Raw genomic sequence first — 23,950 nt, 5'->3', positions numbered from 1 at the left:
CCGCTGCAAAGGCCGGCCGCACGCCGCGTGCCCGTCGCCTTCGCCGACGCCACGTTCGCGGGCCGAGGCACTGCCGGCGGGGCCCACCGACACAACGACCGACGATGACCTCCGTGACCGCCTCCACGCCCGCCGACGGCGCCTCCCTTCCCGCGGCCTCCGACGCGGCGCGCGACCGCACGCTGCTGCGCGCCGTGCTGGCGCTGGGCATCGGCGGCTTCTCCATCGGCACCGGCGAGTTCGTGATCATGGGCCTGCTGCCCGAGGTCGCGAAGGACATCGGCGCCACCATCCCGCAGGCCGGCCACGTGATCAGCGCCTATGCGCTGGGCGTGGTGATCGGCGCACCGGTGCTGGCCGTGCTGGCCGCGGGCTGGAACCGCCGCGCGCTGCTGATCGCGCTGATGGGCGTCTATGCGCTGGGCAACTTCGCCTCGGCCATGGCGCCGGGGTACGGCTCGCTCAACCTGCTGCGCTTCTTCACCGGGCTGCCGCACGGCACCTACTTCGGCGTGGCCGCGCTGGTGGCCGCCACGCTGGCGCCCCCGGGGCAGCGCGCCCGCGCGGTCGGGCTGGTGATGCTGGGGCTCACCGGCGCCACGCTGGTGGGCGTGCCCATCGCGGCCTGGCTGGGCCAGGTCTTCGGCTGGCGCGCGGCCTTCGTCTTCGTCGGCCTGATCGCGCTGCTGGCCATGGCCATGCTGCGCCGCGGCGTGCCCGACATGCCGGCCGCCTCCGGTGCCAGCCCGATGCGCGAGCTCGGCGCGCTGCGCCGCCCGCAGGTCTGGCTCACGCTGGGCATCGGTGCCATCGGCTTCGGCGGCATGTTCGCGGTGTTCAGCTACATCAAGCCCACGCTGATCGAAGTGGCCGGCCTCTCGCTGGGCGCCGTGCCCTTCGTGCTGGCGCTGTTCGGCCTGGGCATGGTGACCGGCAACATCGTGGGCTCGCGGCTGGCCGACAAGTCGCTGATGCGCACCATCGGCGGCCTGCTCGTGTGGTCGGTGGTGGTGCTGATCGGCTTCGTGTTCGCCGCGCACCATGTGGTCACGGCCGGCCTCGCCACCTTCTTCCTCGGCACCATCGTGGCCATCGGCGCACCGCTGCAGATCCGGTTGATGGATGTGGCCGGCGAAGCCCAGACGCTGGCCGCCGCGCTCAACCACTCGGCCTTCAACACCGCCAACGCGCTGGGCGCCTGGCTGGGCGGCGTGGCCATCACGGCCGGCCTGGGCTGGACCTCCACCGGCTGGGTCGGCGCGCTGCTGGGCCTGGCTGGGCTGGGCATCTTCGCCTGGTCGCTCAAGGCCGAGCGGCGCAGCGCAACGCCCACGGTCGGCACGGTCGCCGCGGAACGCGCATGAACCTGAAGAAGGCTGCTTCGCCCGCGGCCCTGCCGTGGCTGGTGGCGGCGGCCTTCTTCATGGAGAACCTCGACGGCACGGTGATCGTCACCGCGCTGCCGCAGATGGCCAAGGCCTTCGGTGTGGCGCCGGTGGCCATGAGCATCGGCGTCTCGGCCTATGTGCTGACGCTGGCGGTGCTGATTCCGGCCAGCGGCTGGGTGGCCGACCGCTTTGGCGCGCGCCGCGTGTTCGCGGCGGCCATCGTGCTGTTCACGCTGGCCTCGGTGCTGTGCGGCCTGTCCACCGATCTCGCCAGCTTCACCGCGGCGCGCGTGCTGCAGGGCGCGGCCGGCGCGATGATGGTGCCGGTGGGTCGCCTCGTCGTGTTGCGCAACACGCCCAAGCCGCAGCTCATGCGGGCCATCGCGACCATCACCTGGCCAGGGCTCGCGGCGCCGGTGCTCGGGCCGCCCGTGGGCGGCTTCATCACCACCCACTGGTCGTGGCACTGGATCTTCTTTCTCAACGTGCCGCTGGGCCTGCTGGGCCTGGTCGCGGCCTTGCTGCTGATCCCCAAGGGTCATGCCGAGACGCGCCGGCCCTTCGACGTCGGCGGCTTCGTGTTCACCAGCGGCGCCTGCCTGGCGCTGATGGCGGCCGTCGAACTGCTGAGCCATGGCGGCGAGGGCCTCGCAGCCGCGGCCTGCGCGGTGGCGGCGCTGGTGCTGGGCGTGCTCGCGGTGCGGCATGCGCGCGGCCATCCGTATCCGATGGTGGACCTGTGGGCGCTGCGCTTGCCCAGCTTCGCGGTCACGGTGTATGGTGGCTCGATGTTCCGCATCGCCATCGGTGCCGTGCCTTTTCTCCTGCCCTTGATGTTCCAGCTCGGTTTCGGGCTGAACGCCTTCGAGGCCGGCCTGCTGGTGCTCGCGGTGTTCGCGGGCAACATCGCGATGAAGCCGCTGACCGGGCCGGTGCTGCGCCGCTTCAGCTTCCGCCAGGTGCTGCTGTTCAACGGGCTGATCAATGCGGCGGCGATCTTCTCCTGCGCCCTGATGTCGCCGACCACCCCCGTGCCGGTGATCGCCGCCGTGCTCTTCGTGAGCGGCCTGGCGCGCTCGATGCAGTTCACCGCGCTCGCCACGCTGGCCTTCGCCGAGGTGCCGCAGCCGCGCATGAGCGGCGCCAACACCTTGTTCAACACCTTGCAGCAGATGGCGCTGGGCATGGGCATCGCGATCGGTGCGCTGGCGCTGCGCCTGGGTGCCTGGCTGCTGGGCGGCGAGGGCGCCCCCGGCTCGGCCCTGGCGCTCAATGAATTCCGGATTGCCTTCGTCACGATCGGCGTGCTGGCGGTGCTGCCGCTGTTCGATGTGCGCCGGCTGGCGGGTGATGCGGGCGACGAAGTGCGTCGACCGCTCGCGCGCTCATCCGGCTGAATGCCGCAGGCGCGTTTCGCGCGCCTTTTCTTTTTTGCGAGAGGCCACAGAGGAGAAGCCCATGCCCCACGACACCTCCAAGCCCGCGGACACCACGCGTCCCCTTCAACTGACACGCCGCGAGGCCGTGCTGGCCGCGGCGGCCGTCGCATCGACGAGCCTGCTGGGCTGGTCCGCCAGCGGCGTGGCGCAGCCCGCGGCCACTGCGGCGGCAGGTGCCACCGGGACGGCGGTCGATGCCGCGGCCGTCGGCCGCTTCTTCGCCTTCTCCCAGGCCATCACCGGCCACGCGGACATCGACGCGGTGACCGCGGGCCGCATCCGCGCGGCGATGGTGCAGGGCGATGGCGCCTTCGCCGCGCAGGCCGAGACCCTGGCCGGCCTGGTCCAGCCCGGCATGGCGCCCGACGCACTGCTGGCCGCGGCCTCGGGCGCGGGCCTGCGCGATGCGGCACTGGCCGTGGTGTCGGCCTGGTACACGGGCACCGTGACCGCGGGCCCCGTCACCACCGTCGTGGCCTACGAGCAGGCGCTGATGTACCGACCCGTGGCCGACGGCCTCTCGGTGCCGACCTACTGCAACGAAGGGCCGCTGTGGTGGACCGCGGCGCCGCCCGAGGTCGGCGTGCCGACGCCGCAGCAGGCCGCGCAGGCCAAGCCGAAGGCGCCACCGCCGCCGGTGATGCGCAGCCAGTAGCCGCCGCACCCCGCGCGCACCCCGCGCGCGCTGCGCGCCTCCCCCAGAACAACACAAAGAAGAAATCACGATGAAAAAAGCAGTCTTCACAGCCGACGGCGATGCCACCGCCGACGTGGTCGTGGTCGGCTCCGGCGTGGTCGGTGCGATGATCGCCGACCAGCTCGCGGGCGCCGGCCACTCGGTGCTGATGCTCGAAGCCGGCCCGCGCATCCAGCGCGCCCAGGCGGTCGAGAACTGGCGCAACATGCCCTTCGGCAACCGCGTGGGTTCGGACTTCCAGGGCCTGTTCCCGCAGTCGCCGCTCGCGCCCGCGCCGCTGTACTTCCCCGCCAACAACTACGTCGGCCTGTCGGGCCCCGATGGCCAGGGCTTCCAGCAGGGCTACCTGCGCGTGGTGGGCGGCACGACCTGGCACTGGGCCGCCTCGAGCTGGCGCCACCTGCCGGTCGACCTGCGCATGAAGTCGACCTACGGCGTGGGCCGCGACTGGCCCATCGGCTACGACGAGCTCGAGCCCTACTACTGCCGCGCCGAGGAAGAGATGGGCGTGGCCGGCCCCAACGATCCCGCGCAGCAGTCGCCATCGGAGCGCAGCAAGCCCTACCCGATGGACATGGTGCCGTGGAGCTACGGCGACAAGCGCTTCGCCGAGGTGGTGAATGCGCACGGCTACCGCTCGGTGCCGATCCCGCAGGGCCGCAGCACGCGGCCCTGGAACGGCCGGCCGACCTGCTGCGGCAACAACAACTGCCAGCCGATCTGCCCGATCGGCGCGATGTACAACGGCATCCACCATGTGCAGACGGCCGAGGCCAAGGGCACCACGCTGCTGCCCGAAGCCGTGGCCTACAAGATCGACACCGATGCCAACAACCGCATCACCGCGATCCACTGGTACGACAAGGACAGGAAGTCGCACAAGGCCACCGGGCGCCAGTTCGTGATCGCCTGCAACAGCCTGGAGACGCCGCGCCTGCTGCTGCTCGCGGCCAACGAGCGCAACCCCACGGGCATCGCCAACAGCTCCGACCAGGTGGGCCGCAACATGATGGACCACTCGGGCTTCCACTGCACCTTCCTGGCCAACGAGCCGCTGTGGATCGGCCGCGGCCCGGCCCAGAGCAGTTGCCTGGTGGGCCCGCGCGACGGCGCCTTCCGCAGCGAGTATTCATCCAACAAGATGATCCTCAACAACATCACGCGCGTCGGCCCGGCCACGCAGCAGGCGCTCAAGCTCGGCCTGGTGGGCCAGGCGCTCGATGAAGAGATCCGCCGCCGCGCGGCCTTCGGCGTCGACCTGTCGATCAGCCTGGAGCCGCTGCCGGACCCGAACAACCGGCTCACGCTGAGCGCGACCCGCCACGACCCGCTGGGCCTGGCCTGCCCGGAGATCCACTACGACGTGGGCGACTACGTGCGCAAGGGCGCGGCCGCCGCGCACAAGCAGCTGGAGCACATCGGCCAGCTCTTCGGCGCGACCGAATTCAACATCACGACCTCGCTCAACGCCAACAACCACATCATGGGCGGCACCATCATGGGCGCCGACAGGAAGGATTCGGTGGTCGACGGCGACTGCCGCACGCACGACCACGACAACCTCTGGCTGCCCGGCGGCGGCCCGATCCCCTCGGCCAGCGTGGTCAACAGCACGCTGACCATGGCGGCGCTGGGCCTGAAGGCCGCCGATGCGATCGGCCGCGCACTGGCGAAGGGCTGAGCCATGACGTTGCATTCACTGATCCGCCGCACCGCCTCGTCGCTGGGTTTGGCGATGCTGCTGGCGCACGCCGCGATGGCGCAGCAGGCACCACCCGCCGAGCTGATCGACAAGGGCCGCCAGCTCGCCATCGCGGCCGACTGCATGGCCTGCCACACCCTGCCCGCGGGCAAGGGCAAGCCTTTCGCGGGTGGCTACTCGATCGAGTCGCCGCTGGGCGCCATCTACGCGACCAACATCACGCCGTCGAAGACGGCCGGCATCGGCGCCTACAGCGAGGCCGAGTTCGCGCGCGCGCTGCGCCAGGGCGTGCGCCGCGACGGCGCGCGGCTCTACCCGGCCATGCCCTACACCTCGTACACGCAGCTCAGCGACGCCGACACCTCGGCGCTCTACGCCTACTTCATGCACGGTGTGGCGCCGGTCGACACCGAGGCCGCGCAGACCGCGTTGCCCTTTCCCTTCAACCTGCGCTTCTCGATGGCCGTGTGGAACCTGCTGTTCCTCGACGACCGCCGCTTCGAGCCCGACGCCTCCAAGAGCGCCGAATGGAACCGCGGCGCCTACCTGGCCGGTGCGCTGGGCCACTGCAGCGCCTGCCACACGCCGCGCAATGCGCTGATGGCCGAGCAGGGCGGCCAGGCGCTGGCCGGCGGCATGGTCGGGCCCTGGCTCGCGCCCAACATCAGCTCCGACCCGGTCAGCGGCATCGGCGCCTGGAGCGAGGCCGAGCTGGTGCAGTACCTGCGCACCGGCCGCGTCGAAGGCAAGGCCCAGGCCGCGGGCGGCATGGCCGAGGCGGTGGAGAACAGCCTGCAGCACCTGCCCGAGGCCGACCTGAAGGCCATCGCCGTGTACCTCAAGGGCACGGTGCCGATCCGCGACAAGGGCGATGCCGAGGGCGCGAAGCCCGCGCATGCCTGGGGCGCGGCCTGGAGCAGCGAGGCCACGAAGCGCGGTACCGCGCCCTTCAACAACCCGCAGCGGCTCACCACCGGCGAGCAGCTCTACAACGGCTACTGCGCGAGCTGCCACCAGGCCAGCGGCGCGGGCAGCCGCAACCAGGCCTATCCCTCGCTGTTCCACAACACCGCGACCGGGCTGGCGAATTCGGCCAACCTGGTGGCGGCGATCCTCTACGGCGTGGACCGCAAGGTGGGTGACGATCACGTGCTGATGCCGCGCTTCGATGCGCTGTCGTACGTCGATCCGCTGACCGATGGGCAGATCGCCGCCATCGCCAACCACGTGCTCGTGCGCTACGGCAACAGCGCCGCCACCGTGAGCGAGCGCGACGTGGCCGTGGCACGGGCGGGCGGCGCGAAGCCGCTGCTGGCGCAGGCGCAGCCCTTCATGCTGCCGGCGATGATCGCGGGATTGGTGCTGGTGATCGTGCTGCTCAGCGTCTGGCTGCGACGCCGACGTCGCCGGCCGGGCTGACATCCGAGCCCATGGGCGGTGCGATGTCCTCGAGCGAACGGCGCTCGGCGTCCACGCCCCAGCGCAGCGCGATCAGGCCGGCGGCGATCACCAGCGCCGCGCCGATCGCATAGCCGACGGCCACCGCGCCCCGGCTGCCGGTGTCGATCAGCAGGCCGAACAGCAGCGGCGCCGCGAAGCCGCCGGCCCCGGTGCCCACCGCATAGAACAGCGAGATCGCCAGCGCGCGCATCTCGAGCGGGAACACCTCGCTGACCGTGAGGTAGGCCGAGCTGGCCGCGGCCGAGGCCAGGAAGAACACCGCCGACCAGCACAGCGCCTGCGTCAGCGCATTCAACCAACCGGCCATGAAGGCGGCGCCGGTCAGCGCCAGGCCGATGCCCGACAGCACATAGGTCAAGGCGATCATGCGTCGGCGCCCCACACGGTCGAACAGCGGGCCCAGCAGCAGCGGCCCCAGCACGTTGCCGAGCGCGAAGGGAAAGATGTAGAGCGCCACGCGGTTGTCGGGCACGCCGTGGAAGCGCGTGAGCACCAGCGCGTAGGTGAAGAAGATCGCGTTGTAGAAGAAGGCCTGCGAGACCATCAGCGAGAGCGCCACCACGCTGCGCTTGCGGTAGCGGTGCAGCAGCACCTCGGCCACCTGGCGCAGCGAGGGCGCGGCCTGGCGCGTGAAGACCAGGCGCTGTGTCACGGGCGCCAGCGGCCCGTGCCGGGCCGCCACCTCGGCCTCGATGCGTGCGACCACGGCCTCGGCCTCGTCGGCGCGGCCGTGCGCGATCAGCCAGCGCGGGCTCTCGGGCACGTGGCGGCGCACCAGCAGGATCGCGAGCGCGAGCAGCGCGCCCAGGCCGAAGCCCGCGCGCCAGCCCCACACGGGCCCCAGCACGCGCGGGTCGAGCAGCACCAGGCTCAGGCCCGCGCCCAGCGCGGCCCCGACCCAGAAGCTGCCGTTGATCGCCAGGTTGACCCGGCCGCGCACGCGCGCCGGGATCAGTTCGTCGATGGCCGAGTTGATGGCCGCGTACTCGCCGCCGATGCCCACGCCGGTGAAGAAGCGGCACAGCGCGAAGAGGCCGAAGCCGGGCGAAAACGCGGTGGCGAAGCTGGCGACCGTGTAGACGGCCAGCGTGATCAGGAACAGCTTCTTGCGGCCCCAGCGGTCAGCCAGCCGGCCGAAGACCAGCGCCCCGACCACCGCGCCGCCGATGTAGAGCGAGCCCGCACCGCCGATCTGCGCGGCCGTGAGCCCCAGCGTGTCGTTGCGCTCGAGCACGCCGCCCAGCGAACCGACCAAGGTGACCTCGAGCCCGTCGAGCACCCAGGCCACACCGAGTGCGATCACCACGCGCCAGTGCCAGCGCGACCAGGGCAGGCGGTCGAGGCGGGCGGGGATGTCGGTGGTGGTCGATGTCGTCATGCGGCAGGCTTGCACTGTAGGCAGCAGGCCCCGGCGGGCGCTGTCGGCCAAGGCCCCGAATGCGGCGGCGGCCTGTCGGTTACGCTTGGCAACCTCGCCTCGCCACAGCCGCCATGCCGACCCTGTCCTCCGCCCTGGACCCTCGTTCCGTCATCGTCCTCGCCGGCGTGATGGGCTTGCTCATGTCGCTGGTGATGTTCTCCATGCGCCGCAGCTACCCGTCGAGCATCCGCGGGCTGCGCGAATGGACGCTGGCGCCGCTGATTTGCTTTGGCAGCACGGTGCTGTTCGCGATGCGCGGCGTGCTGCCCGACGTGCTCACGATCCCGCTGGCCAACATGGTGCTGTTCCAGGGTTGCATCACCTACTACGCCGGCAGCCAGCTGTTCCTGGGCCACGCGCGCAACACGCGCGGCTGGAGCATCGTCACGCCGGTGCTGGGTGCGGTGCTGTTCTGGTACTCGCAATTCCAGCCGAGCTACACGGTGCGCCTGGCGGTGTTCACGGTCGCCATCGCCGCGCTCTTCACCGCGCATGCGAGCCTCTACCTGCGGCATCCGTTGACGCACCTCGGCCTGCGCGTCATGACCGGCCTGCTGGTGCTGCAGGCCACGGTGGCGGCACTGCGCTTCGTGACGGTGCTGCTGGGCGAGGCCGGCACCAACCTGCTCGAAGCCACCTGGCTGCAGGTGGTCTACATCGTGATGTATTCCTTCACCGCGCTGCTGATGAGCATCGCCGGCGTGTTGATGGCCACCGACCGGGTGCGTGTGGAGTTCGAGTTCATGGCCACCCACGACCCGCTGACCGGCGTGCTGAACCGGCGTGCGCTGTTCGCGCAGTCGCAGAAAGCCTTTGCGCGCAGCCAGCGCGGCGAGACGCCGATGGCGCTGCTGATGCTGGACGCCGACCACTTCAAGCGCATCAACGACGCCTTCGGCCACCAGACCGGCGACGAGGTGCTGCGCGAACTGGCGCAGCGGCTGCAGGGGCCGCTGCCCGCCTCGGCGCACCTGGGCCGCTATGGCGGCGAGGAGTTTCTCGCGGTGTTGCCGGGCCTGACGCCGGATGCGGCCCATGCCGTGGCCGAGCGGGTGCGCGCAGACCTGGCCCGGCCCTTCGACGCCGGCTCGCGCCTTGCGGACGCCGGCATCGAGCGGCTCACCGTGAGCATCGGCATGGCCTCCTTCCGGGGTGCGGCCGACACGCTGGACGCGATGCTGGCGCGCGCCGATGCGGCGCTCTACCGCGCCAAGGCCGCGGGCCGCGATCGCGTCGAGGTGGCCTGAGCCCTACATCGCCCAGATGCGCGGCGCGCCGGCCGGCATCTGCCACAGCGCCGTGCGCCAGGCCTGCCAGACCTGACGCAGCAGCTGCATCGCGGGCTCGACCACCGGGGCGAGCACGCGCAGCACCAGCACCTCGGCATGCGGGCCGGTCGCGCCGGCGGTGGCGGCCAGCGGGTGGGCGTCGGCCAGCGCGCGCGCGATGTCGAGCAGCGCCTCGCGCCGTGCGCGCGGGATCGGCGTGCCGGACACGAAGAACAGCGAGGCGATGCAGCGGTGGCCGGCCAGCCCGATCGGGCTTTGCAGCAGGCGCAGGTCGGTGGCGTCGATGCGGCCGCGTTCGAGCCACACGCCAGGCACCTCGATGTGCTGCAGCAGGCTGCCGCGCTCGAAGGGCCGGTCGGCACCGGGCAGGCCCAGCGCGCTCACGTCCCAGCCCAGCAGTTCGGCGCCGGGCGCGAGCTCCATGCGCAACCGGTTCTCGGCCCGGCAGCCGCTGTAGCACAGCGCCTCGAGCGGCAGCCACTCGAGCCGCGCGCCGGCTTCGAGCTTGATCTGCGTGTGCTGGATCGCCGCCTCGCCCTCGGAGCGGTAGAAGCGCGTGGCGCCGGGGGTGGTCACCAGCCCGTGGCTGCCGGGGGCGCCGGTGATGGTGATGTCCAGCGTGTCGCCGCCCACCAGCCCGCCCGGCGGATGCACCAGCACGTTGTGGCAGACCGCATCCCCCTCGGGGTAGAGGCTTTGCAGGATGCGCAGCGGTCCGTCGTGGCGAAAGCGTGCGACGCTGCGTTGGTTTTCGGCGCTGTAGTCGAGCGCGAGTCGGGCGTGCCAGGGCATGGAGGGAGTCTAGGGCCTGTTCACACTATTTCCGGGGTCGCGAAGGCCTGCCATGGCGGGCCAATCAAGGCGCGTGACGCTGCGCGTGCTGCCGCACGCGGAAGGAGCGCAACGCCGAGTGGCCGGTCATGGCAGGCCTTCCCGAAGGGTTGGTTGAGCCAGGGGCCGTCTGCGGCGTTGCCCGCGCTTGCAAGGCGCAAGCCTTGCTGCGCGCGTGCGCCTTGCATCCAGCCCCTGGCTCAACCAACGCGATCCCCGAAAATAGTGCGAACAGGCCCTAGAGCCTCAGGTCTTCCAGGCGCCTTCGTGCGCCGCGCTCGCCTCGTCGATCAGCGCCGGCCCGATGCACGCGATCGGATGCGGCGAGGCCGCGAACACGTCGCGGCACGAGAGCTCGGCGTCGCGCTGGTCCTGGCGCTCGCCGCGGAAGGCGCGCAGGCGCTCGGCGTCGATGCCGAACACCACGCGGCCGATGTTGGCCCAGAAGATCGCGCCCGCACACATCACGCAGGGCTCGGCCGAGGAATACAGCGTGGCCTCGGCCAGCAGGGCGCGGTCGGGGCGCTTCGCCGCGAGCGCGCGGATCGCGCTGACTTCGGCGTGGCCGGTGCAGTCGCCGGTCTCGAAGGTGTTGTTGTAGCCCTCGGCCAGCACCTCGCCCTCGGCCGACACGATGATCGCGCCGAAGGGCCGGTTGCCGCGGCGGCCCGAGGCGTGCGACCACAGGATCGCCTTGCGCAGGTAGCGGCCGTCGCGCTCGTCGAGCGCGGTTTCGAGGGGAAGGGCGGTGGGGGAGGTGAATTTCATGCCTTGACCATGCGTTCGCTGCGCGCAGGCAGCATCGAGCCGTTGAAGATCGCGTCGGCCGAGGGGTGGGTCTTGAGGCCGAAGACCTCGGCCACCTGGTCGACCTGCTGCTCGAGCAGCAGCTTGCGGATGTCGCCCACGCCGTGCGCGCGGGTGTCGGGCGCGGCCACGTACTGCGCGGTGATGGCCCAGCGCTCGAGCTCGACCTTCTCGTCGAGGATCGGTTCGCGCTGGCGCATCGCCGCGATCGACGGCGCGGGCGCGGCCAGCGTCTCCATGACCGCGCGGTGGGTGGCGCGCAGGAAGGCCGCGACCACCGCCGGCTTCTCGGCGATCAGGCGGCTGCTCGCGAGGATGGCGTTGCCGTAGAGATCGACGCCGGCGTCGGAATACCGGAGCACCGACAGCTCGTCGCGCTTCATGCGCGCGAACAGCGACACCGCCGAGTCGTGGAAGTAGGTGGCGGCATCGACGTCGCCGCGCACCATCACGTTGTCGCGCGCGCTGAAGTCGGTGGTCTGCCACTGGAAGGCATCGGGCTTCATGCCCTTCCTGCGCGCCACCATCGGCCAGGCGCGGCGGGTCGATTCGACGGCCGCGGCCGCCACCTTCTTGCCCTGCAGGCTGGCGAAGTCGCCGGTCACGCCGCGGTCCTTGCGGCCGATGATCACGAAGGGTGCGCGGTTGTAGTACTGGTAGACGGCCTGCACCATCGGCGTGCCCGTGTTCTGTGCGTTGAACTCGATCAGCGAGCTGATGTCGCCCAGGCCCAGTTGGTAGACGCCGCTCGCGATGCGCGTGATCGACGCCACCGAGCCCGCGCCCGTGTCGATGCTCACGTCCAGGCCCTCGTCCTCGTAGTAGCCGCGGCTGTGGGCCAGGAAGAAGGGCGCGGTCTGGCCGTTGATGCGGAAGTCCAGCGTGAACTTGAGCGGCGTGAGCCTGGCACTCTGCGCGAGGATGAACGGCGCCGACAGGCTGGCGGCGATGGCGGTGGACGTGGCGAGAAAGCTGCGGCGTTGCATGAGAAAGCTCCGGCGTCTTGAAGGAAACCCGCTGCGCATGCAGCAGGCGATTCAAGAGCAATTTCCGGGCGGCGCACGGGGGAGGTGCGGTGCGCTGCTGAACGCTTCTACTCTTGCGTTCTTTCAAGCACGAGGCATGCCAGGCGGGCGTTTCTCTCGCCTCCCGGTCTTGCTCCCTCCCCGTCCGGGGGAGGGCAGGGGTGGGGGCACGCAGCCTTCGATGGGCACGCCGCAGTCCCCTTCTCGACTTTCCCCCGGCGGGGAAGGCGCAAGAGAAACAGCCTCTGGTGCGCAACTTGCTTGTGCATCGGCTCAGAGTAGAAGCGTTCAGCCGGCACGGTCGGCGGGAAATTGCTCTTTCATGTTTGTTCCCACGCAACCGAAGGAGTCCGCTCATGCTCGTCACCCGACAACCCGTCTTCCGCAAGTTCTGGCATGCGGTCATGCCGCTCACCGACCTGGCGCAGGGCCCCAAGCCGTTCCGGCTGCTGGGCGAGGACATCGTGCTGTTCATCGACGCCGACGGCCAGCCGGCCGCGCTGCGCGACCGTTGCTGCCACCGCACCGCGAAGCTCTCGAAGGGCTGGTGCGTCGATGCGCAGGGCCAGGCCTGCGCATCGGGCGCGATCCAGTGCGGCTACCACGGCTGGACCTACGACCGCAGCGGCCAGGTGATCCGCATTCCGCAGTACGAGGCCGACCGCAAGATCTCGGCCGAGTACCGGACCACCGCCTACCGCTGCACCGCGCGCTATGGCTACGCCTGGGTCGCGCTGGAGGACCCGATCGCCGACATCCCCGCCGTGCCGGAGTTCGACGACCCGGCCTACCGCACCATCTTCCAGTTCCACGAGGAATGGCAGACCAGCCCGATGCGCGCGCTGGAGAACTCCTTCGACAACTCGCACTTCAGCTTCGTGCATCGCGCCACCTTCGGCGTGCCCGACAAGCCCAAGCCCAGCACCTACGACTTCGTCGAGCGCGAGAACGGCTTCTATGCCGAGACCGTGATCGCCGCGGCCAACCCGGCGCGCTTCCATGCGATCAGCGGCGTGAGCGATCCGGTGACGCAGCGCCACATGCGCAACGCCTACTTCCTGCCCTTCTCGCGCCGGCTCGACATCGAGTACCCCTCGGGCATCCGCCACATCATCATCAACTGCTTCACGCCCATCGACGACGGCCGCATGCAGCTGTGCCAATGGCTCTACCGCAACGACACCGAGGCCGACTGCCCGGCGCAGATGCTGATCGACTTCGACGAGGAGATCACGCGCGAGGACAAGGACATCCTCGAATCGACCGACCCCGATGCGATGGTCGACACGCGCCGCCGTGGCGTCGAGTACTCGATGGAGTCCGACAAGCCCGGCATCATGATCCGGCGCCATCTGATGCAGCTGCTGGCCCGGCACGGCGAGAGCGAGGTGCACCGTGGCGCGCGCACCATCCCGCTGATGCAGGCTGCCTGAGGGCGCGGGGGGCGGCGCTACCATGGCCGCTCACATCCCAGGAGCCCCCATGAGCATTTCAGTCCGCCGCGACGGCACCTCCGGCACGCGCCACACCGTGCATGTGCGCAACCACGCCTTCGCGGTCGATGCCTCGCCCGTGGGCGGCGGGGCCGATGCGGGCCCGTCCCCGCACGACCTCTACGACGCCGCGCTGGCCTCGTGCAAGGCGCTCACGGTGCTGCTCTACGCGCAGCGCAAGAACATGCCGGTCGAAGACATCGAGGTCAGGATCGAGCGCGACGACAGCCAGGAGCGCCAGGGCGTCTACCGGCTCAAGGCCTCGCTGCACGTGACCGGTGCGCTCGACGAGGCGCAGCGTGCCGAGCTGCTGCGCGTGGCCGCCAAGTGCCCGGTGCACCGGCTCATGGTCGACGTGAAGACCGAGATCGAAACCGGCTGGGCCTAAGCCGCTGACGCGTCGAGTACTTGCAGCACCCGCCCGTCGCCGACGAAGGAGTCGCCCACCAGCATGCGGAACACCGTGCCGGGCTGGAACTTCGGCAGCGCGAGCGCCGGCGTGAGGAACTCGACCGGCAGCACCTGCGCCGTGCCGCGCCGGAACGAACCGCCCTCAGGCACCTGCCATTTGCCCGAGAAGCCCTCGTTGCCGAGCACGAAGGCGCAGTGATGCTCGCCTTCGGCGATGACGATGTCCTCGGCCGGCACCGAGGGCGGGCGCAGCGTGAGCTCGACCTGCACTTGCGCCCGGAAGGGCGCGGCCTCGGCGAAGGGGGCGACCGGCGCCTCGGCCGCGGGCTTGCGCCTGACGCGGCCGATCAGCCAGGCGATCACGTTGCCGATCACTGGAATCCACAGCAGCATCAGCAGCGTGCCGATGTCGCGCGCGGTGGTGCCGGGGGCGCTCAGGTGCCGCAGCGCGGCGCCGCCCAGGGCGACGCACAGGAGAAGGATGACGATGAGTTGGCGGCGGGCTTGGATTTGGGTCATGGAGGCAGAGGGCAAGGAAAGGCCCGCGCCACTGTAACCACTTGGCGACCGCGTCCGCTCAGCCGGCGCCGTCGCGCGCCCAGAAGCCGCGGTGCGTGGCGGTCATCTCGTCGGCCACTTCGGCCACCGGTCCGATCACCTCGATGCGTTTCTGGCCGCGTGCGAAGACCTCGCGGCAGGGCAGCGACAGCGTCGGGTTCTCGGGATGGTCGCCGGTCAGCGCGAGCAGCGCCGATTCCTCGGCGCCATAGACGACGCGGCCGATGTTGGCCCAGTAGGCCGTGCCCGCGCACATGGCGCAGGGCTCGAAGGTCGTGACCAGCGTGCACTGCCACAGGTAGTCGGCCGGCCAGTTGAGTGCCGCGGTGCGCGCCAGCGTGGCCTCGGCATGCTGCACCGTGTCGATGTTGCCCTGCTCGGCCAGCACCGTCTCGCCGTCGGGCGCGACCAGCACCGCGCCGAAGGGGTGGCGGCCCATGGCCATCGCGCGCCGGGCCACGGTGTCGGCGCGGCGCAGCGCCTTGGTGATCTGTTCAGGTGTCATCCGCCCATTATTGGTCTTGTGATCCGCGATGCGCCCAGCCCGTGGTGTGCTTCTCGACCACGCTGAACAGTTCGTACATGGCCATCGCCATCGCGCCCACCACCATCAGGCCCGCGAAGGCCAGGCCCATCTGCATGGCCGAGCCCGCGGAGATCAGCAGGTAGCCGATGCCCTCGTTGGCGGCGGTCATCTCGCTGACCGTGGTGCCGACGAAGGCCAGCGTGATCGCGACCTTGAGCGAGGCGAAGAAGTAGGGCATGGAGCGCGGCAGGCCGATCTTCATCAGCACGTCCCAGCGCTTGGCACCCAGCACGCGCAGCACGTCCTCCAGCTCCGGCTCGAGCGTGGCCAGGCCGGTCGCGATGTTCACCATGATCGGGAAGAAGCTGATCAGGAAGGCCGTGAGGATGGCCGGCCCGACGCCGATGCCGAACCACACCACCAGGATCGGCACGAAGGCCGCCTTGGGCAGCGCGTTGAAGGCCGTCATCAGCGGGTACATCGCCGCATACGCGAGGCGCGAGCTGCCGACCACGAAGCCCAGCAGCACGCCCACCACGATCGCCAGGCCGAAGCCCGCCATCGTGACCCAGAAGGTGCGCCAGGCATGGCCCGCGATGATTTCCTTGAACTCCCAGAACTGGTTCCAGATGCGGATCGGGCTCGGGAAGATGAAGTCCGACACCTCGAAGCCCGAGCAGACGATCTGCCACAGCACGAGCACCGCGACCAGCAGGATCCAGGGCGACCAGCGTTCGATCTGCTTGCTGTTCTTCTTCATGCGGCGGCTCCTGCGGCGGCGGTCTGGGCGGCTGAGATGCCGGTGTTGCGGATGGCGCCGATGTGGCTGCGCAGCTCGAGCACGATGTCGGTGAATTCCTTGGTGTAGGTGAGCTCGAGCTCGCGCGGGCGCGGCAGCTCGATCTCGCGCTTGACCACGAAGCGGCCCGGGCTCTTGCTCATCACGTAGACCGTGTCGGCCAGGAACACGCTCTCGCGCAGGTCGTGCGTGACCAGGATCACGTTGAACTGCTGCTCGGTCCAGAGGTCGCGCAGGATGCACCACAGCTCTTCGCGCGTGAAGGCGTCGAGCGCGCCGAAGGGCTCGTCGAGCAGCAGCATCTTGGGCTCGTGGATCAGCGCGCGGCAGATGCTCGCGCGCTGCTGCATGCCGCCCGAGAGCTGCCAAGGGAACTTGTCTTCATAGCCCGCAAGGCCCACTTTCTGCAGCAGCTTGCGCGCGCGCTCGACGTACTCCTTGCGTTTGGCCTTGAAGCTCGAGCGGTAGGGCTCGACGATCTCCAGCGGCAGCAGCACGTTGTCGACCGTGGTGCGCCAGGGCAGCAGCGAGGGCGCCTGGAAGGCCATGCCCGAGATCTTGAGCGGGCCGGTCACGGGCTGGCCGTCGATGCGGATCTTGCCCATCGAAGGCATCTTGAGCCCGGTCGTGAGCTTCATGAAGGTGGACTTGCCGCAGCCCGAAGGGCCGACGATGGCGATGAACTCGCCGCGCTTGACCTTCAGGTCGATGGCCTCGACCGCGAAGTGGTTCTCGCGCAGCAGTTCTTCGTTGTAGGCGAGCCAGACGTCCTGGAAGTCGACGAAGGGGGCGCCGGTGCCGGGTGCGTCGGCCATCACTTCTTGAGGATGTTGAGTTCGGCCGCGGGCGGCAGCAGCGCCGCGGTCCACACCGCATCGGGGCTCACGCGTGTCTTGGTGTTGAAGGCGTCCGACACCTGCGAGGCCATCAGCGCCATGCGGCCGGCGTTGACCGCGCCGAAGCCTTCGGCCCGCGCATCGGGGCTGTTGATCACGGTGTCGATGGCCAGCTGCAGGCGGCGCGTCTCGAGCTTGCTGTCGATGATGCCGTCGCGTGCCTTGACCGATTCGATCGCCACGGCCGGGTTGGCGATGACTTCCTTGGCGCCCTTGGCGAAGGCCGAGAGGAAGGCCTTCACCGCCGCCGGGTTCTCCTTGATCAGCTTGGGCGACGCGATGATCACGTTGCCGTAGAGCTTCACGCCGTAGTCGGGGTAGGGCAGGATCACCACGTCGGCCGCCTTGGCGCCGCGCGCCTCGAGGTTGAGCAGCGAGGTGAAGGTGAAGCCGGTGATGGCGTCGATGTCGCCGCGCACCAGCATGGTCTCGCGCAGGCTCGGGTCCATCGCGGTCCAGTTGACCGCGCCCACGTTGTTGGCCTTGGCGAAGATCGGGAAGGCGCGGCGGCCCGCGTCGAACACCGGCGCGCCCAGCTTCTTGCCGGCCAGGTCCGCGGGCTTGGTGATGCCGCTCTTCTTGAGCGCCATGACCGAGGCCGGCGTGTTGTTGTAGACCATCATCACCGCGACCGGCTTGTTGGGGCTGTCGGGGTTGTTGGCGTGGAATTCCATCAGCGCCGCGAGGTCGGCGAAGCCCATCTCGTAGGCGCCCGAGGCCACGCGCGTGACCGTGCCGCCCGAGCCGTTGCCCGCGTCGATGGTCACGTCGAGCCCGGCGTTCTTGAAGTAGCCCTTGGCGGCCGGGTGCAGGAACAGCGCGGCCGGTCCTTCGAAGCGCCAGTCCAGCTGGAACTTGATCGGTGTCGTGCCCTGGGCGAAGACTGGCGAGAGACCGAAGCTGAGCGCCGAGGCGGCAAGGAAGGACTGGAGCAGTTGGCGCTTGTTCATGCGGGCGATCCTTGAAAGATGAATGCAGAGGTGTTCCCCACATCCAAAGCAAAAACGGTGCCCGCACGCGATTGGTGCAGGCCTTTCAAGAGATCACAGGATGGTGCGTCGCGCACCCCTTCAAAGCACGGGCGTGGAGATCAGGCTTCGGCTGCACCAAAGCCGAGCCAATACGGGTCGCCGACCCGCTTGCCCACGCTGGCCGCCGCATCGCGCACGATGCCGCCGAAGCGTTCGACCAACGCGTCCGTCAGCGTGTCGGCCGGCAGCGCGATGCCGAAGGCATAGCTCTGGCGCGTGGCCGAGTCGAACACCGAGGAGGAGATGCCCGCCACGTTGGGCACGGCCTCGCCGCGCGACAGCGCCCAGCCGCTGGCGCGGATCACCGCCAGCCGCGCCAGCAGCTCCTTGCGCGTCTTGGGCGCATCGCCCTGGGCGCGGTCGAGCCGGGGCTCGAACAGCGCCGTCACCTCCGCGTCGCTGGCGCGGGCCAGCAGCGCGCGGCCCATGGCGCTGGAGTAGGCCGGCGCGCGGCTGCCCGGCGGCGTGTAGATCTGCAGCGCACCGGCGCCGATGCGCATCTGGATCACCAGCGTGTCGATGCCCTCGAGCACGTTGACGTAGCCGGTGAAGCCGGTCTCGCGCACCAGCGCGTCGAGCGCCTCCTCGACCAGCGAGGCGGCGTTGTGCGAGGCGCGGAAGTGGTAGGAGGCTTCCATGATCACGCCGCCCGGGCGGTAGGCGCGCGTGGCGGCGTCGCGGTCGAGAAAACCGTAGCCGGCCATCATGCTCAGCGTGCGCGAGGCCGAGCTCTTGGGCAGGCCCAGCTCGTTCACCACGTCGGTCACCGTGATGTCGCGACGCAGCCGCGCGATCAGCTTCAGGACGTCCATGGCGTTGGCGAGAGTGCTCATAGTTCAAGGGAGTTGGCGAGGGGGGAATCATAGGTTCCACCCCTGCGCCGTTTGGCCGATCAGGGTGAACCGGCCTTGACAGCGCAAGGTGCGGTTCTATCATTGGTTCAATTTTATTGGATATGGTTCCATAAAATGGAACTACAAGGAAGAACCATGACCCATGAAGCGAGGGCGGCCGGACCGCTCCAGGCCGACAACGCAGGCCCTGCGCCCACCGAGCTGCATCCGAAGGCGCTGGCGCCCGCCAACCTGGTCCTCACGGTGGTGCTGAGCGTGTTCGGCGCCATCGTCGGCATCCAGATGCTGGCCAGCCTGGGCATCACGCCCAGCACCTCGCTGATCGGTGCGCTCGCGGCCATGACGCTGGCGCGCGTGCCGCTGGCCATGTTCCGCGGCTTCCGTTCGGTGCATGCGCAGAACCTGGCGCAGACCAGCATCTCCTCGGCCACCTTCGGCGCGGCCAACAGCCTGTTCCTGCCGATCGGCATCCCCTTCCTGTTCGGCCTGCCCGACATGGTGGTGCCCATGCTCGTCGGCGTGAGCCTGGCGATGCTGCTCGACGCCTGGCTGCTCTACCGCATGTTCGACACGCCGGCCTTCCCCGCGAAGAACCCCTGGCCGCTGGGCATCGCTGCGGCCGAGGCGATCAAGGCCGGCGACGGCGGCGGCAAGCAGGCCTGGCTGCTGCTGGGCGGGCTGGCCACCGGCGTGGCGGGCGCGGTGTTCAAGCTGCCGATGTCGGCCTTCGGCGTGGCGCTGATCGGCGGGCTGGGCGCGATGACCGCCTTCGGCATCGGCCTGCTGGTGCGCGGCTATTCGGCGCCGCTGTTCGGGCTGGACATCGGCGCGCTCTACGTGCCGCACGGGATGATGATCGGTGCCGGCATCGTGGCGCTGGTGCAGGTGGCGCGGGTGGTGCTGCACAAGCGCGAGCGCACGGCGGGCGCCCCGGCCGCGGTCGCCGCACAGGAAGCGCGCGGCGCCACGGCACTCGGCCGCTCGCTGCGTCTTGGCAGCGTCGGCTACCTCGCGATCATGGTGCTGCTGGCCGTGGGCACGGGCGTGTACACCGGCATGTCGCCCGCCATGCTGGTGTGCTTCGTGGTCTACGGCACCTTCGCGGCCTTCGTGCACGAACTGATCGTGGGCATCGCGGCCATGCACTCGGGCTGGTTCCCGGCCTTCGCGGTGGCGCTGATCTCGCTGCTGATCGGCATCCTGATCGGCTTCCCGCCCGAGGCGCTGGTGGTGCTGGCCGGCTTCTCGGCCGCCACCGGCCCGGCCTTCGCCGACATGGGCTACGACCTCAAGGCCGGCCACATCCTGCGCGGCGAGACGTCGGACACGGCCTTCGAACTGGACGGCCGGCGCGAACAGATGATCGCGGGCATGGTGGGCTTCGGCGTGGCCATCGTGGTGGTGGCCTGCACCTACCGCATGTTCTTCGCCAACCACCAGACCGCGCCCATCAACGCGGCCTATGTGGCGGCCATCAAGGCCGGCATCTCGCTGGACACCGCACGCAACCTCGCGCTGTGGGCCGTGCCCGGCGCCGTCCTGCAGATCCTGGGCGGCGCGCGCCAGCAGCTGGGCGTGCTGTTCGCCACCGGCCTGTTGATCGCGAGCCCCATGGCCGGCTGGATGGTCGCGGCCGGCATCGGCTGCCGGCTGGTCGTGCACCGCGTGGTCGGCGCCTCGGCGCGCGAAAAGCTCGAGGTCTTCGCGGGCGGCGTGATCGCCGGGGATGCGCTCTACAGCTTCTTCTCGGGCGCGGTGAAGAGCCTGCGCAAGTAGCCCGCCCTGTTTTCTCTTCTTCTTCTTCTTCTTCACTCACAGGACCCATACATCCATGAAACGCAACCTCACACCCGACGACGTCCGCGCAGCCATCTGGGGCGGCGCCATCCTGGGCGGCGGCGGCGGCGGGCTGATCGCCTCGGGCGAGCGCGCCGCCGGGCTGGCGCTGCAGGTCGGCACCCCGCAGCTCTGGAGCGTCGACGAATTCGACCCGGGCGCGCTGACCGCCACCATGGCGTTGGTCGGCGCGCCGGCCGCGCCCGATCCGCATGTGCAGCCCGCGCACCTGCTGCGCACGCTCGAGCTGCTGCAGCGCGAGCTGCCCGCGGGCCAGAAGCTGGTTGGCCTGCATGCCAACGAGAACGGCGCCGAGACCACGGTCAACGGCTGGTTCCATGCCGCCATGACCGGCCTGCCGGTGATCGACCTGGCCTGCAACGGCCGCGCCCATCCGTCGAGCGTGATGGGCGCGCTGGGCCTGCACACCGAACCGGATTACCGCTCGGTGCAGGCCTATGCGGGCGGCGAGCCGGGACGCTATGTCGAAGGCGTGGTGGCCGGCCGGCTCGAGCAGACCTCGGCCGTGGTGCGCCGCGCCTCGGTGGAAGCCGGCGGCCTGGTGGCCGTGGCGCGCAACCCGGTCACGGTGGGCTACGCGACGCAGCACGGCGCGCCGGGCGCCATCAGCCATGCGATCGCGCTGGGCCAGACTTTTCTCGACGGCGGCGTGGACGCCGTGGCCCATGCGCTCGACGGCCGCATCGTGGCCGAAGGCACGGTGCGCAGCTACCGCTGCGAACAGCAGGAAGGCCTGGACGTGGGCATCGTCGAACTCGACGACGCGGCGCGCACCACGCTGCGCTTCATCAACGAGTACATGCTGCTCGAACAGCAGGGCCGGCGCATCGCGCGCTTCCCCGATCTGGTCATGACCTTCTCCGGCGACGGCCAGCCGGTGGTGTCGGCCCATGTGCGCGAGGGCGCGACGCTGCGCGTGCTGGTGGCGCCGCGCGCGCGGCTGCTGCTCTCGCGCACGATGTTCATGCCCGAGCTCTACCGGCCGCTGGAGCAGTCGCTGGGCGAGGCCTTCGCGCCGACGGAAGACGCGCTGGCCTGAGCGCCCTGGCCTCTACCAGTAGTACTTGACGCTGACCGTGGCTTCCCGGTCCGCGGCGCGGAAGGTGCCCGCGAAGTACTTCTTGTCGAACACGTTGTTGATGTTCAGCGCGATCCGGTACCTGGCCGTCTCGTAGGCGATGGCCAGGTCGGCCACCGTGACCTCGTCGTTGACGTTCACGAGGCCGGTGGACGAGAGGTTGTAGGGCGAGCGGCCCTTGTAGCGCAGGCCGCCCGCGACCATCAGGCCCGGCACGCTGCGCGGCCGGTAGTCCAGCCAGACGCTGGCGGTGTGGCGCCAGGTCTGGAAGGTCTGGCGGCCGATCTCCGCGGGGCGCGTGCTCCGGGTGGTGCGCGGGTCCAGGTAGGTGTAGCTGGTGAGCGTGCTCAGTTCGCGCGTCAGCGGGAAGCGGCCTTCGAGCTCGAGGCCGGTGGAACGCACTTCGCCGGTCTGGACGTTGAAGCGCGGATGGTCCGGGTCCTGGGTCGAGACGTTGGTCTGGGTCAGGTCGAAGACCGAGGCCGTGAGCAGCGTCGTGCTGCCCGCCGGCTGGTACTTCAGGCCGACTTCGTACTGCTTGCCGCGCCGGGGCTTGAAGGTGCTGCCGTCGTACTGCAGGCCGGTGACCGGGTCGAAGGAGGTCGCGTAGCTGAGGTAGGGCGCCCAGCCGCTGTCGAACAGGTAGAGCAGTCCGGCGCTGCCGGTGGTGGCCTGGTCGCGCATCTGCGGCTGCGTGGTGCTGGTCTGCTCGGTGCGGACCCGGTCGTGCCGCAGGCTCAGGTTGCCGATCCAGCGGTTCCACTTCAGCTGGTTGAGCGTGTAGAGGCCGGTCTGCCGCAGGTCGGCATTGCTCTCGGAGAGCTCGGGCGGCGCGATGTATTGCCCGTAGACCGGCGCGTACATGTCGAGGTTCGGCACGTCCCAGCCGAAGCCCAGGCCGCCGCGTTCCTTGTAGCGCACATGGTCCACGCCCAGCGAGAAGGTGTGCTGCAGTTCGCCCCAGCGCAGGTCCTTCTGGATGCGGGTGTCGAAGGCCAGCGTCTTGCCCTCGGTGCGCTGCGCCAGGCTGGCCCGCGAGATGTTGCGCCCGTCGGCCAGCACGTCCATGGCGTAGATGTGGCGATAGTCGATGTCGATGGTGGAGTAGCGCAGGTTCTGCGTGAGCTTCCAGCCGTTGTCGGTCTCGTGCGAGAACGCGTAGCCGATGGCGCGCGTGTCGCGGTTGAAGCGATCGAAGGCCGGCTCGCCGGCCGTCAGGCGCGCCGGCAGGTCCTTGATCTGCGGATAGGTGAACAGGCTCGGCCACCACGACTTGGGTGTGCCGCGCTCGTTGGAGTACTGGGCTGCGAGCGTCAGCTGGGTGCGCGCGGAGAGGTTCCAGCGCAGCGAAGGCGCGATGGACACGCGGTCGTCGCGCGAGCCGATGGTGCGGTCGTCGCCGTCGCGGCCCTTGAGGTTCAGGCGGTACAGCAGGTCGCCGTCGTTGCCGATCGCACCGCCGAGGTCGGCGCTGAGCTCGCGGCGATGGTAGCTGCCGTAGGAGACGCCCACGCTGTTGACGTGGCCGGCCTCCGGGCGCTTGGACACCACGTTGATCACGCCGCCCGGGCGTCCCTGCCCGAACAGGATCGACGCCGGCCCCTTGATCACCTCGATGCTCTCGAGCTCGTCGATGTCGTCGTTCCAGGAGCCGTAGGAGCCGGCGGCGAACTGCCGCAGCCCGTCCTTGTAGTAGGAGCTGCCGTCGCTGAAGCCGCGGATGGTGGCGCCGGCCATGCGCACGTCGGCCCCCGTCACCTCGGTCGAGACGCCGGCGGTGTACGACAGGGCTTGCGAGAGGGACTTGGGCGCCTGGGTCTGCAACTGCTCCTGGCTCACGATGGAGATCGAGCGCGGGGTCTCGATCAGCGGCGTGCCCAGCTTGGTGCCGGCGCTGCGGTCGGTGCCCGCGTAGCTGCCGTTCAGGCGCTCGCCGAGGGAGGTCACGGTGACGGTCGACAGCGTGGCGGCGCTGCCTTCGCGCAGTTCCGGTGCCACCACCTTGCGCAGCGTGAAGCTGCCTTGCTCGGCGCTGTGCGCGCTCAGGCCCGCGCCCGCGATCAGCCGCTCGATGGCCTCGCGCGGCGTGAAGCGGCCGTTGAGCGCGGGTGCCTGGCGCCCGGCGATCAACGCGCCGTCGTAGAGCACCTGGTACTGCGTCTGCCGGCCGAAGGCGCGCAAGGCGTTCAGCAGGGGCTGCGCGGGCAGATCGAAGGCGATGCGCTCGGCCGGCGCCACGGCCGGCTGCGCTTGCACCGCCACGGGGGCCGCCATGCCGGCCAGCGCGCCGGCCACCATCCAGGCCATCAGCCGTGGCCGCATCGCGTGGCCTCTCGTCGTCACCGCGGGCCGCCGCTGTCCTGCCGCCGTGTGTTCCATCCCGCCCTC

At 70.1% G+C, this 23,950-nt stretch carries 21 protein-coding genes; 10 read left to right on the top strand and 11 right to left on the bottom strand.

The window, feature by feature from the left end; all coding sequences use genetic code 11:
• Nucleotides 1-104 precede the first annotated feature (104 nt).
• The 5 genes from K0H49_RS04605 (at nt 105) to K0H49_RS04585 (ending at nt 6,645) form a co-directional block, all read left to right on the top strand.
• Nucleotides 105-1,364, top strand: coding sequence for an MFS transporter (locus K0H49_RS04605; protein ID WP_219209947.1), 1,260 nt, complete (start codon nt 105-107; stop codon nt 1,362-1,364).
• A complete protein-coding gene (locus K0H49_RS04600) occupies nt 1,361-2,785 on the top strand; it encodes an MFS transporter (RefSeq protein ID WP_219209946.1) in 1,425 nt (474 codons plus the stop codon). The genes K0H49_RS04605 and K0H49_RS04600 overlap by 4 nt, the downstream gene beginning before the upstream one ends.
• Nucleotides 2,786-2,846: 61 nt before the next feature.
• A complete protein-coding gene (locus K0H49_RS04595; RefSeq protein WP_219209945.1) occupies nt 2,847-3,482 on the top strand; it encodes a sorbitol dehydrogenase family protein in 636 nt (211 codons plus the stop codon).
• A gap of 70 nt (nt 3,483-3,552) precedes the next feature.
• Nucleotides 3,553-5,205: a GMC family oxidoreductase gene (locus K0H49_RS04590; RefSeq protein WP_219209944.1), complete on the top strand. Its 1,653-nt coding sequence runs from the start codon at nt 3,553-3,555 to the stop codon at nt 5,203-5,205.
• A 3-nt stretch (nt 5,206-5,208) separates the two neighbouring features.
• The gene (locus K0H49_RS04585) at nt 5,209-6,645 is read left to right on the top strand and encodes a c-type cytochrome (protein ID WP_219209943.1); all 1,437 of its coding nucleotides are present in this window, start codon (nt 5,209-5,211) and stop codon (nt 6,643-6,645) included.
• Here the strand turns inward: K0H49_RS04585 and K0H49_RS04580 are convergent.
• On the bottom strand, nt 6,605-8,065 hold the full coding sequence (locus tag K0H49_RS04580) for an MFS transporter (protein ID WP_219209942.1): 1,461 nt from the start codon (nt 8,063-8,065) through the stop codon (nt 6,605-6,607). The genes K0H49_RS04585 and K0H49_RS04580 overlap by 41 nt on opposite strands.
• 113 nt (nt 8,066-8,178) lie before the next feature.
• On the opposite strand from K0H49_RS04580, the gene K0H49_RS04575 reads away from it, so the two are divergent.
• The gene (locus K0H49_RS04575; RefSeq protein WP_219209941.1) at nt 8,179-9,354 is read left to right on the top strand and encodes a GGDEF domain-containing protein; all 1,176 of its coding nucleotides are present in this window, start codon (nt 8,179-8,181) and stop codon (nt 9,352-9,354) included.
• A gap of 3 nt (nt 9,355-9,357) precedes the next feature.
• Here K0H49_RS04575 and K0H49_RS04570 read toward each other — a convergent pair whose 3' ends face one another.
• The 3 genes from K0H49_RS04570 to K0H49_RS04560 all read right to left on the bottom strand — a co-directional run bounded on the left by K0H49_RS04570 (nt 9,358) and on the right by K0H49_RS04560 (nt 12,020).
• The gene (locus tag K0H49_RS04570; RefSeq protein ID WP_219209940.1) at nt 9,358-10,188 is read right to left on the bottom strand and encodes an urease accessory protein UreD; all 831 of its coding nucleotides are present in this window, start codon (nt 10,186-10,188) and stop codon (nt 9,358-9,360) included.
• Between the two features lie 285 nt (nt 10,189-10,473).
• The gene (locus K0H49_RS04565; RefSeq protein WP_219209939.1) at nt 10,474-10,995 is read right to left on the bottom strand and encodes a nucleoside deaminase; all 522 of its coding nucleotides are present in this window, start codon (nt 10,993-10,995) and stop codon (nt 10,474-10,476) included.
• The gene (locus K0H49_RS04560) at nt 10,992-12,020 is read right to left on the bottom strand and encodes an ABC transporter substrate-binding protein (protein ID WP_219209938.1); all 1,029 of its coding nucleotides are present in this window, start codon (nt 12,018-12,020) and stop codon (nt 10,992-10,994) included. Before K0H49_RS04560 ends, K0H49_RS04565 begins: the two co-directional genes overlap by 4 nt.
• Before the next feature lie 395 nt (nt 12,021-12,415).
• On the opposite strand from K0H49_RS04560, the gene K0H49_RS04555 reads away from it, so the two are divergent.
• Together K0H49_RS04555 and K0H49_RS04550 are read left to right on the top strand one after the other, a co-directional pair.
• Nucleotides 12,416-13,492 carry an aromatic ring-hydroxylating dioxygenase subunit alpha gene (locus K0H49_RS04555; protein ID WP_219209937.1) on the top strand — a complete coding sequence of 359 codons (1,077 nt, stop codon included), beginning with the start codon at nt 12,416-12,418 and terminating at the stop codon, nt 13,490-13,492.
• Between the two features lie 49 nt (nt 13,493-13,541).
• The gene (locus K0H49_RS04550) at nt 13,542-13,940 is read left to right on the top strand and encodes an OsmC family protein (protein WP_219209936.1); all 399 of its coding nucleotides are present in this window, start codon (nt 13,542-13,544) and stop codon (nt 13,938-13,940) included.
• Here K0H49_RS04550 and K0H49_RS04545 read toward each other — a convergent pair.
• The 6 genes from K0H49_RS04545 to K0H49_RS04520 all read right to left on the bottom strand — a co-directional run bounded on the left by K0H49_RS04545 (nt 13,937) and on the right by K0H49_RS04520 (nt 18,606).
• A complete protein-coding gene (locus K0H49_RS04545) occupies nt 13,937-14,482 on the bottom strand; it encodes a hypothetical protein (protein ID WP_219209935.1) in 546 nt (181 codons plus the stop codon). The two genes, K0H49_RS04550 and K0H49_RS04545, sit on opposite strands and share 4 nt — an antisense overlap.
• 58 nt (nt 14,483-14,540) lie before the next feature.
• A complete protein-coding gene (locus K0H49_RS04540; RefSeq protein ID WP_219209934.1) occupies nt 14,541-15,026 on the bottom strand; it encodes a nucleoside deaminase in 486 nt (161 codons plus the stop codon).
• A 7-nt stretch (nt 15,027-15,033) separates the two neighbouring features.
• Nucleotides 15,034-15,807 (bottom strand): ABC transporter permease, encoded by a 774-nt coding sequence (locus tag K0H49_RS04535; RefSeq protein ID WP_219209933.1) that lies wholly within the window; start codon nt 15,805-15,807, stop codon nt 15,034-15,036.
• Nucleotides 15,804-16,661 (bottom strand): ABC transporter ATP-binding protein, encoded by an 858-nt coding sequence (locus K0H49_RS04530; protein ID WP_219209932.1) that lies wholly within the window; start codon nt 16,659-16,661, stop codon nt 15,804-15,806. The genes K0H49_RS04535 and K0H49_RS04530 overlap by 4 nt, the downstream gene beginning before the upstream one ends.
• Nucleotides 16,661-17,692 (bottom strand): ABC transporter substrate-binding protein, encoded by a 1,032-nt coding sequence (locus tag K0H49_RS04525; protein ID WP_219209931.1) that lies wholly within the window; start codon nt 17,690-17,692, stop codon nt 16,661-16,663. Before K0H49_RS04525 ends, K0H49_RS04530 begins: the two co-directional genes overlap by 1 nt.
• 140 nt (nt 17,693-17,832) lie before the next feature.
• Nucleotides 17,833-18,606 carry an IclR family transcriptional regulator gene (locus K0H49_RS04520; RefSeq protein WP_219209930.1) on the bottom strand — a complete coding sequence of 258 codons (774 nt, stop codon included), beginning with the start codon at nt 18,604-18,606 and terminating at the stop codon, nt 17,833-17,835.
• Between the two features lie 156 nt (nt 18,607-18,762).
• On the opposite strand from K0H49_RS04520, the gene K0H49_RS04515 reads away from it, so the two are divergent.
• Together K0H49_RS04515 and K0H49_RS04510 are read left to right on the top strand one after the other, a co-directional pair.
• Nucleotides 18,763-20,403 (top strand): OPT/YSL family transporter, encoded by a 1,641-nt coding sequence (locus tag K0H49_RS04515; RefSeq protein ID WP_219209929.1) that lies wholly within the window; start codon nt 18,763-18,765, stop codon nt 20,401-20,403.
• A 55-nt stretch (nt 20,404-20,458) separates the two neighbouring features.
• On the top strand, nt 20,459-21,523 hold the full coding sequence (locus K0H49_RS04510; protein ID WP_219209928.1) for an S-methyl thiohydantoin desulfurase domain-containing protein: 1,065 nt from the start codon (nt 20,459-20,461) through the stop codon (nt 21,521-21,523).
• 12 nt (nt 21,524-21,535) lie between these two features.
• On the opposite strand, the gene K0H49_RS04505 is transcribed toward K0H49_RS04510, so the two are convergent.
• Nucleotides 21,536-23,884, bottom strand: a complete 2,349-nt coding sequence (locus K0H49_RS04505) for a TonB-dependent siderophore receptor (protein ID WP_219209927.1) — start codon at nt 23,882-23,884, stop codon at nt 21,536-21,538.
• Between the last annotated feature and the right edge of the window lie 66 nt (nt 23,885-23,950).

This window comes from Variovorax boronicumulans (assembly GCF_019352895.1).
GTDB lineage: Bacteria > Pseudomonadota > Gammaproteobacteria > Burkholderiales > Burkholderiaceae_C > Variovorax > Variovorax boronicumulans_A.
The sequence above is the reverse complement of the archived record's forward strand: the minus strand, read 5'-3'. Positions and strand labels throughout refer to the sequence as shown.

What these genes read in the sequence shown, in the direction of transcription:
- K0H49_RS04605 (WP_219209947.1), top strand. Translation starts at nt 105, where the DNA reads ATGACCTCCGTGACCGCCTCCACGCCCGCCGACGGCGCCTCCCTTCCC.
- K0H49_RS04600 (WP_219209946.1), top strand. Translation starts at nt 1,361, where the DNA reads ATGAACCTGAAGAAGGCTGCTTCGCCCGCGGCCCTGCCGTGGCTGGTG.
- K0H49_RS04595 (WP_219209945.1), top strand. Translation starts at nt 2,847, where the DNA reads ATGCCCCACGACACCTCCAAGCCCGCGGACACCACGCGTCCCCTTCAA.
- K0H49_RS04590 (WP_219209944.1), top strand. Translation starts at nt 3,553, where the DNA reads ATGAAAAAAGCAGTCTTCACAGCCGACGGCGATGCCACCGCCGACGTG.
- K0H49_RS04585 (WP_219209943.1), top strand. Translation starts at nt 5,209, where the DNA reads ATGACGTTGCATTCACTGATCCGCCGCACCGCCTCGTCGCTGGGTTTG.
- K0H49_RS04580 (WP_219209942.1), bottom strand. Translation starts at nt 8,065, where the DNA reads ATGACGACATCGACCACCACCGACATCCCCGCCCGCCTCGACCGCCTG.
- K0H49_RS04575 (WP_219209941.1), top strand. Translation starts at nt 8,179, where the DNA reads ATGCCGACCCTGTCCTCCGCCCTGGACCCTCGTTCCGTCATCGTCCTC.
- K0H49_RS04570 (WP_219209940.1), bottom strand. Translation starts at nt 10,188, where the DNA reads ATGCCCTGGCACGCCCGACTCGCGCTCGACTACAGCGCCGAAAACCAA.
- K0H49_RS04565 (WP_219209939.1), bottom strand. Translation starts at nt 10,995, where the DNA reads ATGAAATTCACCTCCCCCACCGCCCTTCCCCTCGAAACCGCGCTCGAC.
- K0H49_RS04560 (WP_219209938.1), bottom strand. Translation starts at nt 12,020, where the DNA reads ATGCAACGCCGCAGCTTTCTCGCCACGTCCACCGCCATCGCCGCCAGC.
- K0H49_RS04555 (WP_219209937.1), top strand. Translation starts at nt 12,416, where the DNA reads ATGCTCGTCACCCGACAACCCGTCTTCCGCAAGTTCTGGCATGCGGTC.
- K0H49_RS04550 (WP_219209936.1), top strand. Translation starts at nt 13,542, where the DNA reads ATGAGCATTTCAGTCCGCCGCGACGGCACCTCCGGCACGCGCCACACC.
- K0H49_RS04545 (WP_219209935.1), bottom strand. Translation starts at nt 14,482, where the DNA reads ATGACCCAAATCCAAGCCCGCCGCCAACTCATCGTCATCCTTCTCCTG.
- K0H49_RS04540 (WP_219209934.1), bottom strand. Translation starts at nt 15,026, where the DNA reads ATGACACCTGAACAGATCACCAAGGCGCTGCGCCGCGCCGACACCGTG.
- K0H49_RS04535 (WP_219209933.1), bottom strand. Translation starts at nt 15,807, where the DNA reads ATGAAGAAGAACAGCAAGCAGATCGAACGCTGGTCGCCCTGGATCCTG.
- K0H49_RS04530 (WP_219209932.1), bottom strand. Translation starts at nt 16,661, where the DNA reads ATGGCCGACGCACCCGGCACCGGCGCCCCCTTCGTCGACTTCCAGGAC.
- K0H49_RS04525 (WP_219209931.1), bottom strand. Translation starts at nt 17,692, where the DNA reads ATGAACAAGCGCCAACTGCTCCAGTCCTTCCTTGCCGCCTCGGCGCTC.
- K0H49_RS04520 (WP_219209930.1), bottom strand. Translation starts at nt 18,606, where the DNA reads ATGAGCACTCTCGCCAACGCCATGGACGTCCTGAAGCTGATCGCGCGG.
- K0H49_RS04515 (WP_219209929.1), top strand. Translation starts at nt 18,763, where the DNA reads ATGACCCATGAAGCGAGGGCGGCCGGACCGCTCCAGGCCGACAACGCA.
- K0H49_RS04510 (WP_219209928.1), top strand. Translation starts at nt 20,459, where the DNA reads ATGAAACGCAACCTCACACCCGACGACGTCCGCGCAGCCATCTGGGGC.
- K0H49_RS04505 (WP_219209927.1), bottom strand. Translation starts at nt 23,884, where the DNA reads ATGCGGCCACGGCTGATGGCCTGGATGGTGGCCGGCGCGCTGGCCGGC.